Below are 12593 nucleotides of genomic sequence, written 5' to 3'. Positions count from 1 at the left end.
TGCGCATGCTTTCGACAAGATACAGCTATGTCATCTTGAATACTGCGATCAGTCTCATCGCCTTCGCGCGCAATCTGGTGTTCATGCGCACTTTGCAGATCGAGGATCTGGCACAGGTGAGCCTGATGCAAACGCTGGTGATGCTGATCGGTTTTGTGCAGTTCGGGCTTTTGAACGGCGCATATGTGACGATGGCCGAAAAGGACGCCAGGAAGGACCGGCAGGTGACCAACCTGATCTGGACCGGCCTCGGGTTTCTTGCTCTTGTGATCGGAGCCGGCGTCGCGGTCGGGCTTGCAGGGCTGCGCCCCGCCGTAGTCGCGCCGCAGACCCTGGTGCTGGCCGGTTTTGCCGGAACGACCACGCTTGCCTCCACCTTTCTCAACAACGCCCTTATCGCTCGCGGCGCTCTGAAGCAGGCGAATACGATCGGTATCGTCGCGGTATCGGTCTCTTTCGTGCTCGGGCTGCTGTCATATCCGTACGGGCTGTTTTTTGCGCTTCTGGCGCTCCTGTCTCAGCCGCTGCTGATCGCTCTCGGTGCGCTGATCAGAATTCCCGATCTGCGCCCCTCGGCTCCGGTGATCGAACGCGCTGCAACACAGGACCTGTTCAGGATCGGCGCGCCGGTTTTCATGGGAACTTTTTTTCTGCTCCTGAGCTATCAGGTGGAACGCTGGATGATCGTGTACAGTCTCGGCGAGACCCAGCTTGGCCAATTCTACATCGTGATGATGTACATGAATTTCTTCGTGCTCCTGCCAGCGTCGATTCTGAACCTGCATTTCCCTCCGGCCTTGCGGGCTTTGCAGGCGGGCTCACTCGTGGAGTTTCAGCGCCATGCGCGCAGGCATCTGCGTGACCTGCTGGCTTTCTTCCTGGTTGCGGGCACGCTCACTTTTTTGCTGTTGCCATGGTTGCTGCAAATCGGGTTTCCTCAGTTCAGAAACGAAACCGGCCTTATTTTTCTCGCCTTTCCGGCGATGATCTTTTTCGTCTTGCGCGATACGGCGGCTCTCACCTTCCTGGCCACCAGACGCACACGCTCATTCATCATTTCGGCCGGCGTTTTCTTCACGGTCTATGCAGCGGAACTGGCCATTCTGGAAGCAATCGGCGCGTTCTCGCTTCAGCGTCTTATTATTGCTCGCGGCGTGGCTTCGGTCGTCGCCCTGCTTGCCGCGCTCTATCTTCGCCGTGCGGCTTTGGTCGATGCAATGGGGCGAAAGGAGGTCGTCTGAAATGAACATCAAATCTCAAATCGCCGGACCGCTGAAAACAAGCGCCCGCTTCGTGCTGTGGCAGATACGGAACTACCGCCATCACCACACCGTCGAGTCAGCCCATGTTTCTCCGCGAGCCAAGATCGGGTATCGCGCGATTGTGCGGCGCGGAACCGAGGTGGGATGGGATGTGGAGCTTGGAGACTATTCCTACATTAGCGGGCCGCGAAGCTATGTCGAGGCGGCCCGGATCGGTCGGTTCTGCTCCATCGCGCGTCAGACCGTGATCGGCGCGAGCAACCACGATTATACCCGCGTATCGAGCCATCCGTTTGCGTTGTCGCCGGCATATGGCAATCTCTGCACACACCCGAAGGCGGTTGAACAGAAGCCGGCGCCGGTGATCGGCAACGATGTCTGGATCGCCGCAAACAGCGCCGTGATGCGCGGCGTCACGATCGGCGATGGCGCGGTCGTGGCCGCGAACTCGGTGGTCACCAGAGATGTTCCGCCGTACTCGATCGTTGGCGGCTCGCCGGCCCGGGTGCTGAAACCGCGTTTCTCCCCGGAGATTGCCGAAGCGATGCTGCGCATTGCATGGTGGAATTGGGACGAGACAACCCTGCGCGATCGAATTGAAACATTCGACGACCCGGAACAATTCGTGAAGGATTTTGGATGAGCGGCAAACCTGAATACAAGACGTCGTCGCGGCGAAGCCTTTTCAGCGATCTGGCGCGACCCGGCCGAATACGCGATTTAGCGCGAAAAGGCTGGGCGCAACTGCGATTTCGCCTGCTCGCTTTCAGCCGTCCCGGCACGACGATCCGGAGACACCGGGCGCTCAAGGGAAAGCAGGTTGTCGTCTACACTCTGGGAAAGGTCGGATCGTCGTCAGTCTATCATACGCTGGTCAAATCATTCCCGTTCCGCCACATCTACCATGTGCATTTCCTGTCGGGCGAATGGCTCGACCGGCGACTTCCCGGAACGCCGTTTGAGCGTGAGATCCGGTCGGGACGCCGCGTCCAGGCCGCATTGGAGCGCCCCGGAATGGAAACCCTGTACATCTGCATGATCCGCGATCCTGTCGCGCGCGATCTGTCGAATGTCATACAGAACCATGAGGAAAACGGTATCGACATTCACGGCGCGCCGCTTGCCGCCCTGATAGCCCGGCTTCGAGCGGAAGGACATGGCTTCAGCCAACTCTGGTTCGAGACAGAGTTCGCCGACCATATCGGGCGCGAGATCAAAAAGTTTCCTTTTGATCCAGCCAAAGGTTATGCAATTCACCGTATCGATGAAAACAGCCAGCTGTTATTGCTCACCATTGAGGCAATGGACAGAATTTTCGACTTAGCGCTTTCGACCTATCTTGGAACCGACATTGATGGTCAGGTCCGCTTTAACGACAGTAGTGATAAATCCGAGGCCGACTTCTACAGCGGGTTAAAGAGACAATATCGGCTATCTGAGGCGGAACTGGACGCGACGTACGGTGCCCCGGTCTGCCGACACTTCTACAGTGATGCACAGATCGACGCCATGCGCCGAAAATGGAAGGAAGAGTGACACAAAAATGGGGAATCAGGTTGCGTTTTCCATTCGATTGCGAAACGCCCTCTCGGCGCGTCTGTTTCGCTTGCGCTACGGACGCCGCCTTGCCGCATTCGGGCCCGGAACAAATGTGGTTCGACCTGAAATGCTCATCGGCGCGCACAATATTTCGATCGGCGCGGGCGTGGTTATCGCGCCGAACGTATATTTGGCAGCGATGGAAATCATCCCAGGTAACAAGCCGACCCTGACGATCGATGACGGCACAAGGATCGGGCGCAACAACCATATCTTCGCTACCAGCCGAATCCATATCGGTAAGCGAGTGCTCACCGCAGGGAATGTATATATCGCCGATAACAGCCATGGCTATGAGGATCCTGATGTCGCGGTCTTGGACCAGCCCCTGCTTCAGCTTGCTCCGGTATCGATCGGTGACGGAACATGGATCGGAAATGGCGCTTCGGTGCTGGGCGCGAGCGTCGGCCGTAACTGTGTGATTGGCGCCGGCGCTGTGCTTCGTAGCAACGTTCCTGATCATTGCTTGGTGGTCGGAGCCCCGGCTCGCATCATAAAACGCTATGACAGGGTTCAGGACCGCTGGCGGCGCACCGAACCGGATGGGAGCTTCCGCAATGGCGGCGACTAGTCAGGCAGAATTCTATGGCAAAGTCACGGTTGCCAGAGGGAGAAAGACCCCCTTTGCGACGTGGCTTGCCCGGGTCGACTGGCTGCTATTTGCCACTCTGATCGTAGCTTTTCTGCTTAGCGGTGTCGTACAGTATGTTAATATATTTCTGCTAACTGCGATAAACATCTTACTGCAATTTCTTCTACTTTTTCGCATAAATTTCAGATTTTCGAGATTAATATACCCAGCAGTGATGGTTATAACCATTTACTTGCTATACGTTGGCATATTATATATGAATTCCAGCGCTGGTCCTTCGCATTATATCGCCTTTAGATTTCACGATATCATAACAGCTCTACTAATACTTAACTATATTTTAGTTAGGCGTCCTGATTTCTTATTTACACTCGGCGCGGTTTTTATTTTTTTCCTTGTCCACGGGATCATCAACTGGTTGATTGTCAGCTTCGCCTTCCAGTTGTTCCACCCATCACCGGGTATAAAAGCATATAATTTTCTGATATTCTTTGGAATGAACGAGAAATACTTTGGAATCCACCGAAGCCAAGGGCTTTTTTGGGAGCCCGGCGTGTTTCAGATTTACCTCAACGTGGCCCTGCATTTCTTCCTATTTTATAAGCGCCAGAAGTTTTGGGCTGGACTCGCACTGGTCAGTGTCATCCTGACTTTGTCGACCACTGGCATAGTGATCGCCGGGCTCCAGATGGCTTACGCAGTGATTCGTGGACGCGGTTCGCCCGTTAACAAAGCGTTGATTATTCTGCTGAGCCTGCCTTTGTTAATCGTCTATGTCGAGTTTGCCAGTACTGTCGTTACTGACAAGATTTCCGGAGATCGCGCCGGTTCGTACTGGTCGCGCAGCTTCGACACCCGCAACGGCCTCGCCATAGCACTGGACAACCCCTTCGGTATCGGCTTCGATCCGAGTGTGTATCAGGCCATAGCGAAGCAGAACATTTTCAATATACAAACCAATATCGTAACTGACCGCGGCAACACCAACGGCATCGTGATGTTGATCTATTCAACAGGATGGTTCTGGGCATTTATATTTTTGACAAGTACGTACTTACAGAAAATATTTCCTGAGCACCGCCTATTGTTTTTTCTCGTTCTTTTTCTATCCATGAGCTCATCACCCCTGACATTTTCGCCGTTCTTTTTCCTTTTCACTCTTTCAGGATTTGTAAAGTCCGGACCATTGCTACGGCCGCCCAGCCGATAGGAAGAGCTCCTTAGCAATCATGTCAATAAGCTAAATTAACAAGTTTCATACAGGGAGCGTTTTTTGACATTCCGCAATGGTCGCCCCGCGCTCAACAATTTAACCGGGTAACATAAGATGAAAATTCTCTTCGTAGCCCTAGACTACCACGACTACACACAAAAAATTATCGCCGAGATGCAGAGCCTAGGGGGAGAGGTTACCTATGTGGACATTCTCCCGCGCAGCACTTTTTACAAAGTTTTCCGAACGCTGACCCCAGCCCGTTACGCGAGCTTCCTGCGACGCCACCACGCCAGAGCACTTAAACAGGCGGCACAACAACGCTTCGATCGGGTTGTTTTCCTGCAAGCGCATCAGGTCGACTTGCCGTTGCTTGGGGAGTTGCGGGCCAGCCAGCCCGGTGTACCTTTCGTACTTTACAATTGGGATTCCCTATCAACCCACGATTACCGTCCACAGGCTGCATTTTTTGACCATGTCTTCACCTTCGACGGAGACGACGCGGAGGCAAATGGCTTCCGCTACCTGCCGCTGTTTGGCACCCGACAAATGCAGGCACTGCGCCGTGACCGAACACGTGCGCGCAACGTTTACACGGTGGGAAATATCGTCAACCCCAAACGCTACCACGCAATCATTGCCTTTCAGGCCTATTGCCGGAGCGAAGGCATCGACTTCAAAGCCTTCATGAAAATTACGCCAGTGGTATATTTTCGAATGCTGCGTACAGGCATCTTACCCCGTGGCGTCAGCTTTCGCTCGATAACATCCCGGCAGTTCCACGACATGATGGAACAGTCCGTTGCTGTTTTCGATTTCGCCAATCACCAGCAATCCGGCCATACCATGCGCACGATCGAGAATCTTTGCAGCGGAAAGAAGATCATCACCAACAATGCCAGCGTTCTCAACGAGCCGTTCTTCAGCGAGGACCGGTTCCTGATCTTTCAGGACTTCGACTTCTCGCGGGTCTCCGCATTTCTCGATGTTCCGCTCGCCAATCCGGATGCGCGATTTGAGGAATACGGGATCGAGGCGTTCACCCGCCAACTGCTGCTGCTGGATGGCCGCGAGGGCGCCGCATGACCGCCCGACCCCGCTGCCTGTTGATCGCGCCGCTCACATTCTACACATTTCACGAGCGGCTCCGCTCGGCCCTCGAGGCGCGTGGCTATGATGTTGCCATGATGAACGAGGAATATCCTTCAAACACTTTCGGCAAGATTCTGGCGCAAACAATGCTGCCGCTTGCGCGCGCCACCACGCTTTCGGCGTTCCGCCGACACCTGCGGGAGGTCCCGCGCTACGATCTGGTTCTGATCGTAAAGGGGCGCGGCATGAGCCCGGAGGCGATCCGACTTCTCAAGGCGCATGCGGACCGGGTTGTCGCCTATACCTGGGACAGCATTGACTACAGCCGCTCGCCTCTCGACTGGAAAGACGAGACCGACCGGTTTGCGACCTTCGACATCGCCGATTCCGAACGTTTCGGCGTTCCGCTCGTTCATTTGTTCACCGGCACGACCTCCAGGCGTCAGTCGGATGAGCCGGCCTACGATCTGTCGATCGTGATGCGGGTCCACTCCCAGCGCCTGCATTATGTCGACCGGGCATTGAAGGCGTTGAAGGGCCAGCGGGTCTTCGTCTTTCTTTATGCCGGCAGCCTGTTCACCTACATTCCGCATGTATTGCGCGCGCCGCTCGCGGCTTTCCGGCTCAGGCGTCATATTTCCCGAAAAGCTTTGAGCTACGACAAGGCGATGGATGCGATTGCCAATTCAAGGGCCACGCTCGACTACGCGCATCCGCTACAAAGCGGCATAACGGTGCGCTGTTTCGAGTCGCTCAGCATGGGCGTGCCCGTCATTACGAACAACCCGCATGTGGCGCGCTCGGGCGTTTTCAACGACGGAGAAGTGGCCACCTTCCCTCTCGAGAGCGCGCCGGAACAACTGCCGGGTCTTATCGCCGAGCTTGACCGGCATGACACCCGCCAGACAGTCCGCACGATAGATGAATTCATTACCGATCTGCTCGACGACAGTTCGGTTGACAGCAAGAAAGTGAGACAAAAATGACGAGGGTCCTCATCACCGGCGGCGCCGGCTTCATCGGTTCGAACCTGGCTCGCGCTCTGCACGCCAAGGGCTATGAGGTGACAGCGCTTGATACGCTTTCGCCGCAAATCCACGGCGACGATCCCCAGACCTCGCCGCTGGTGCGCTCGCTTGACGGTGTGGCACGGTTGGTTCAGGGCTCAGTGACCGACAGGTCCCTCATGGAGGAAGAGCTGAAATCGGCCGACATGGTCGTGCACTACGCCGCCGAGACCGGCACGGGTCAGTCGATGTACAAAGTCCATCACTATTCCGAGGTCAACATCGGCGGCACGACGCTGATGCTCGACATTCTCGCGAGCGCGCCCCACTCGGTCAAGCGCATGGTGGTCGCTTCCTCGCGTTCGATCTACGGCGAAGGGCGCTACCGCGATAGTAGCGGGACCTACGTTTATCCGGGCGAGCGCAGGGCGGCAGATTGCGAGGCCGGTCGGTTCAACCCTGTCGACCCGCGTACCGGTGAGGAATATGAACTCTGCTCGACCGACGAGGCCTCGAAGATTCATCCCTCTTCAGTGTACGGAATCACCAAACAGGTGCAGGAACAGATGGTGATGACCGTAGCGCCGCTTCTCAAGATCGAGCCGGTGGCGCTACGCTACCAGAACGTTTACGGCCCCGGCCAGTCGCTGTCCAATCCCTACACCGGCATATTGTCGATCTTTTCCAACCTGATCCGACAGGGCAAGGAAATCAACGTGTTCGAGGACGGACTGGAAAGCCGCGACTTCGTGTTCATCGATGATGTGGTCGCCGCCACCATGCTGGCACTCGAACATGACAATGCTCCGGGCGAAGTCTTCAATGTCGGCTCCGGTGAAGCCACAACCGTGCTGGATGTGGTCGAGAACCTGCAAAAACATCTCGGCGATGGCGCCGGCTTCCGGGTCTCAGGCGAGTTCCGCCTCGGCGACATCCGCCACAACTACGCCGATCTCGAGCGGATCGAAACCTTGATCGGCTACCGCGCGCAAGTGCCATTCGCCGAAGGCATCGCCCGCTTCGCCGCCTGGGTCGCGGAACAGGGACCGGCGCAAAGTTCCTATGAGCAATCGCTTGCCGAAATGCGGGAACGTGGCCTGATGAAAGGCGTTTCAGGCTGAGCAGCAGATTAAAACGGATGAAGTTTCGAGAGTCGACGGCAGCTTCAGTTGCTGATTTCCGGTTAGAAGTGGCTCTGACGCAGTTTTGCTGCTTATTGGACTGAGGTTTTCGCTGACTCATTGGTGGGTGATGCACTATTTCAGTGTGCGAGCCGGGCTCCAATGGCCACTTAGTCGATTCAGTACAGTTTACCGGCGGTGGCGCACAGGCTATGTTACGTTCACCTTCAGGGCTTTGCCCCGACTGTGGGCAGACAAGCCGCGGTGTTCAAACCCGATATCTCAGGAGGCGCATTGCTCAGTGAGCGTCCGCATCCTGCCACTTTGCGGGAATTCGATCGGGTCAGGCGAACGACTGCTTTCGGTAGACACGCTTCGACTGGACACCTCAAAATACCTACCAGTTTCCCGCGTTTCATGATTCACTCGGTTCACGGTGATTCACTCGGTTCACGGTGATTTTTCGGAGAATGGCGATGCGTGGACAGCCCGGTTTCTTTGATCTTGATGAGCGTTACGAGCGGTTGAGCGCTGTTCGCTACGAGCCCTCGTCCAGCAGAGACAGAAGCGTGCGGAAAGGGCGCGTTTCAGTGAGACTTTCGCGGTAGCAGAGCATGCTGGAGAAGCGGTGGAGAGGCGTGTCGAGTGCAAGGATCCGAAGTTTTGGTTCAGCAAAGCGTGTCAGAAAAGGCCGCGCCATAATGATGACGTATGGTCCAAGAGCTGCCAGTTCAAGGCTGGCAAGCAAAGACTTGGTTTGCACGGCAATGTTTACCTTATGCCCGGCCAACTCCTCGATCCTTGCTATCACCTGGGTCATCAAGCCCATGTCGTCCTGATATACTACCATGGGCTGTGTTGCGAGGTCCGCAAGTACTGGTTTTGACTGCGACCATAGAGGTGAGGCGGGTCCGCAGGCGGCGGCGTAATCTATGTCCAGAAGCGGCTTCCGCACAAATCCCCGGCTTGGTACAAAGCCGTTGTGGTCGGCGCCGAAGAAGCAGTCGATTTTTCCATCCTCTAGACGCGGCAACGCTTGCGTCGTCAGAGAGATGTCGAGGTCAACCCGAAGCTCGGGATGGCGTTGCTGCAATTTGTGGATCACTGGTGGCAGGAAGCAATAGCCCCAGGCCGTTCCTGCCGCAATCGAAAGGAATTGACGACCACCCTGCGCCACATCAGCGATTTCGGCACGTGCGCGCGTCTCCTCGGCCAGCATTCTGAGGGAGCGATCGTAAAGGCGCTGCCCCGCTTCGGTCAGCGTCATACCTTTGCGTGTGCGCTCGAACAGACGGGCCTCAAAATTGATTTCAATCTGACGGACGGACTGTGTCAGCGAAGGTTGGGACATATTGAGCGCACGTGCCGCCGCCTGCAGACTACCGCATTCTGCTACGGTAACGAAGCGACGGACCAGCTCGCTGTAGGTGCTTCTCATGATAGGCTCTGCCTATTACAATTAAAAAATCCATATTTTACAGAAATAGTAGTTTTCCGCAATTTGACCATCGTTAATTTGAGGAGGACGCGGTGCGCGCGATTTTTTGTTTGTTCGATTCCCTTAACCGCAAGGCCTTGGGAGCCTATGGCGGAACTGAGATCGCCACGCCGAATTTTGATCGCTTCGCCGCCCGGGCTCAAACCTTCGATCAGCATTACGCAGGTTCCCTTCCGTGCATGCCGGCGCGACGGGACCTGCATACCGGGCGGCTCAACTTCATGCATCGGAGCTGGGGGCCTCTGGAACCTTTCGATAATTCGTTTGCCGATATCCTTGGGAAGGCGGGGGTGCAGACGCGCCTGACCACAGATCATCTGCACTATTTCGAAGATGGCGGCAGCACATATCACGGCCGTTTCACCGGCTATGATTTCATTCGCGGACAGGAATATGACAATTGCAATGGCGTGGTGGAGCCGGATATCGAGCGTTACCGCAAGACCTATGCATCGCAGCATTATCCCTTCAACGACGGGCAGACGCCCACCGGCCGCGCTGCCGTGCGCATCCAGCACGCGATCAACAACGATCATATTCTTGAAGAGGCCGACTATCCCGGCGTCAAATGCTTCGATGCCGGTCTCAACTTCCTGGAGTCCAACAAAGCTGCGGACAACTGGCTGCTGATGCTGGAATGCTTCGATCCGCATGAGCCGTTCAAGGCGCCCGAACGGTTCAAGGCGCCCTATCGGACGGGCTGGAACGGCGGCGTTCTGGACTGGCCGCTTTATGCCAAGGACGAGGGAACCGAGGAGGAGCGGGCCGAAGTGCGCGCCAATTATGCAGCCCTTGTTGCCATGTGCGACGCGCAGTTCGGACGCCTGCTTGACTGGATGGATGCCAATGACATGTGGAAGGACACCGCGTTGATCCTGTCGACCGACCACGGCTTCCTCCTGTCCGAGCACGAATGGTGGGGCAAGAACCTGCAGCCCTATTATCAGGAGATATCGCACACTCCGTTGATGGTTCACGATCCCCGCGCGCCCGAAAGAGCGGGCACGCGCTCACACCGCCTGACGCAGACGCATGACCTGATGCCCTCGATCCTCGACCTGTTCGGTGTGACGCCACCGCCGGAGGTGCAGGGCACGCCGGTCTGGAGCGAGAACAAGGCCCGCGAGGTGGCTGTGTTCGGCATGTTCGGCGGTCCGATCGGCGCGAGCGACGGGAATTACACCTGCTATATTTATCCCGAGGATCTTTATGGTCCGGGACTTCACGAATATACGCTGATGCCGATGCATGTGAGCAGCATGTTCGAAGTCGCCGAAATGCAGACCGCAAGACTGCGTCCACCGTTCGATTTCACCAAGGGCATGCCCGTCATGCAGATCGACGCGCTGATGAGCGCGGCTCGCATCCCTATGCACGACGGCGAGAGGTTTCAGGATACGGGCACCCGCATCTACAACCTTGCCTCCGACCCGGAGGAAAATCACCCCCTGCGGGATGACGGTATTGAAGAACGTATCTTCGCGGCGGTGAGCCGCGTTCTTCAGGCCCATGATGCGCCTGATGAAATTTATACCCGTTACGGGCTGAACCCGCCGGCTCGGGCCTCTCATGGCGGACAATCATCCGAAATGGCGACACCGGATTGACCGGTCGTCACAATTCTCCGTCCGGCGGGAGGCCGTGCGGACAAACTTCATCCTGGAGGAGGATTTTATGAGGAAACTAGCGAAACTTGCGGCGGTGGCCATGGCGGTCATGGTCACCCCGGCGATGGCCGAAGATTTCCCGTCCCGCAACATCGACCTGATCTTTCCGTGGACGCCGAACGCATCAATGGCCGCCAACCAGATTCTGGCCGAGGCCGTTGGCGAAGAACTCGGCGTAGCCATTCCGGTGATCTCGACACCAGGCGCTGCCGGCACGAAAGCCTACATGACGGCGATGGGCCGTCCTGCCGACGGGTATACGATTATGGATGCCTGGGTTGCGCCGCTGGTGCTGCAGCCAGTGCTTGGCAAGGCCGACTGGACCTATAAGGACGCAGTGCCGCTGCATGCCGGGGTGTCAAATGCGTTCTCCATCGGCATCAAGAGCGGTGACGAGCGGTTTTCGAATTTGCAGGAGTTGATGGAGTACGGCAAGGCCCATCCGGGTGAACTGCGCTATTCCTCGGGCAGCCGCAACAATCTGCCCCACATGGTCATCGCACGGGTGTTGCAGTCTTACGGCGTGGTGGCGCAGAATATACCATTCGGTTCCGATGCCGATGCCTTCCAGAACCTGAAATCCGGCGAAATCGACTTCTCCTACGTCAACGTCAATAACTGGCAGCAGGACCAGGATGCCGTCGATGTCGTGCTGGTGATGTCGGACCTCGATGAGTCGCGCGAGGCCTATGGCGGTGCTCCGAATTTCAATGATTTCGATCGCGACTTCGGTCTTTCGGGCCTTGCCTCCATGGGCTGGGACTGGTGGGTGGTCTCGCCGGACGTGCCGCAGGAGAAGGTCGACGTATTGCGCAAGGCAATGGCCGCCGCGGTGACCAGTGACGAGACGAAGGAAAAGATCCGTGCCCTCGGCTATGTCCCGTTGCCGTGGGACTACGACCAGTATCACGAAATCGTCGGCCCGGTGCAGGAGCAACTGGGGAAGATGGCAGAAGCTCTCGCCTGGGAGCAGGAACAGCTCAAGAAACTGAACTGAGCGAAGGGCAAGCGTCATGCGCTTTCGTACCGCCTGTGCGGAATGGTTGGCGGCTGCCGTCTGCCTTGGGGTGGCCGGGTTGGTGTTCCAGCAAGCCGCAACCGATCTGACTGAGCAAGGGATCGCCTCCGGCGGTCCCTATGATAACGCCGCCAGCTATCCGAAGACGATAGCGGCCTGCCTGATCGTCCTCGTCATCCTTCAACTCGGCTTCCAGGCTGTTGCCCGCGGTAGCGGATTAATGCGGGAAGACAGGGATATCCCACTCCGGGCATTGCTCCGTCCCGCTGCGGTGCTGGCAGTGCTTGTGATCTACGTGTTCGTCCTGAAAACGCTCGGCTACTACATTTCCACCCTCGCCATGATGGCGGGCATCATGGTGCTTTGCGGGCTTCGCAACTGGATTGCCATTGCCACGGTGACGTTTGCTTTGACGTTCGGCCTCGCGTGGATATTCGAGGTGGTGCTGCTCGTGACAATGCCGGGAGGGATTTTTGATCTCCACATGCCTTGGTGATGAACGTTTCCTGACAGGAGGGGTAATC

13 protein-coding genes are annotated in these 12593 nt (G+C 56.7%); 11 read left to right on the top strand and 2 right to left on the bottom strand.

Annotated features, from left to right (window positions below):
- Window positions 1-5 precede the first annotated feature (5 nt).
- The 8 genes from HQ843_RS21695 (at window position 6) to HQ843_RS21660 (ending at window position 7886) form a co-directional block, all read left to right on the top strand.
- A complete protein-coding gene (locus HQ843_RS21695) occupies window positions 6-1241 on the top strand; it encodes a lipopolysaccharide biosynthesis protein (protein ID WP_180901245.1) in 1236 nt (411 codons plus the stop codon).
- A gap of 1 nt (window position 1242) precedes the next feature.
- Complete coding sequence (locus tag HQ843_RS29860) at window positions 1243-1905, top strand: CatB-related O-acetyltransferase (RefSeq protein ID WP_180901246.1); 663 nt, start codon at window positions 1243-1245, stop codon at window positions 1903-1905.
- The gene (locus HQ843_RS21685) at window positions 1902-2798 is read left to right on the top strand and encodes a putative capsular polysaccharide synthesis family protein (RefSeq protein ID WP_180901247.1); all 897 of its coding nucleotides are present in this window, start codon (window positions 1902-1904) and stop codon (window positions 2796-2798) included. The genes HQ843_RS29860 and HQ843_RS21685 overlap by 4 nt, the downstream gene beginning before the upstream one ends.
- 7 nt (window positions 2799-2805) lie before the next feature.
- Window positions 2806-3432, top strand: a complete 627-nt coding sequence (locus HQ843_RS21680) for an acyltransferase (protein WP_180901248.1) — start codon at window positions 2806-2808, stop codon at window positions 3430-3432.
- Between the two features lie 277 nt (window positions 3433-3709).
- A complete protein-coding gene (locus HQ843_RS21675; protein WP_180901249.1) occupies window positions 3710-4663 on the top strand; it encodes a hypothetical protein in 954 nt (317 codons plus the stop codon).
- A gap of 117 nt (window positions 4664-4780) precedes the next feature.
- Window positions 4781-5752 carry a CgeB family protein gene (locus HQ843_RS21670; RefSeq protein ID WP_180901250.1) on the top strand — a complete coding sequence of 324 codons (972 nt, stop codon included), beginning with the start codon at window positions 4781-4783 and terminating at the stop codon, window positions 5750-5752.
- A complete protein-coding gene (locus HQ843_RS21665; protein ID WP_180901251.1) occupies window positions 5749-6744 on the top strand; it encodes a glycosyltransferase family protein in 996 nt (331 codons plus the stop codon). Before HQ843_RS21670 ends, HQ843_RS21665 begins: the two co-directional genes overlap by 4 nt.
- Entirely contained in the window at window positions 6741-7886 is a 1146-nt protein-coding gene (locus tag HQ843_RS21660; protein ID WP_180901252.1) for an NAD-dependent epimerase/dehydratase family protein, read from the top strand. Before HQ843_RS21665 ends, HQ843_RS21660 begins: the two co-directional genes overlap by 4 nt.
- A 538-nt stretch (window positions 7887-8424) precedes the next feature.
- On the opposite strand, the gene HQ843_RS21655 is transcribed toward HQ843_RS21660, so the two are convergent.
- Window positions 8425-9324, bottom strand: a complete 900-nt coding sequence (locus HQ843_RS21655; protein WP_180901253.1) for a LysR family transcriptional regulator — start codon at window positions 9322-9324, stop codon at window positions 8425-8427.
- On the bottom strand, window positions 9321-9542 hold the full coding sequence (locus HQ843_RS29550; protein WP_246710465.1) for a hypothetical protein: 222 nt from the start codon (window positions 9540-9542) through the stop codon (window positions 9321-9323). Before HQ843_RS29550 ends, HQ843_RS21655 begins: the two co-directional genes overlap by 4 nt.
- On the opposite strand from HQ843_RS29550, the gene HQ843_RS21650 reads away from it, so the two are divergent.
- The 3 genes from HQ843_RS21650 (at window position 9435) to HQ843_RS21640 (ending at window position 12565) form a co-directional block, all read left to right on the top strand.
- The gene (locus HQ843_RS21650) at window positions 9435-10991 is read left to right on the top strand and encodes a sulfatase (RefSeq protein WP_246710445.1); all 1557 of its coding nucleotides are present in this window, start codon (window positions 9435-9437) and stop codon (window positions 10989-10991) included. The genes HQ843_RS29550 and HQ843_RS21650 overlap by 108 nt on opposite strands.
- A 67-nt stretch (window positions 10992-11058) precedes the next feature.
- Window positions 11059-12048, top strand: a complete 990-nt coding sequence (locus HQ843_RS21645; RefSeq protein WP_180901255.1) for a Bug family tripartite tricarboxylate transporter substrate binding protein — start codon at window positions 11059-11061, stop codon at window positions 12046-12048.
- A gap of 16 nt (window positions 12049-12064) precedes the next feature.
- Window positions 12065-12565, top strand: coding sequence for a tripartite tricarboxylate transporter TctB family protein (locus tag HQ843_RS21640; protein ID WP_180901256.1), 501 nt, complete (start codon window positions 12065-12067; stop codon window positions 12563-12565).
- The last annotated feature ends 28 nt before the right edge of the window (window positions 12566-12593 follow it).

Origin of the sequence: Martelella sp. NC20, assembly GCF_013459645.1 — a bacterium.
In the GTDB taxonomy this organism is placed as follows: domain Bacteria; phylum Pseudomonadota; class Alphaproteobacteria; order Rhizobiales; family Rhizobiaceae; genus Martelella.
This window is presented reverse-complemented; position numbering and strand designations above follow the sequence as displayed.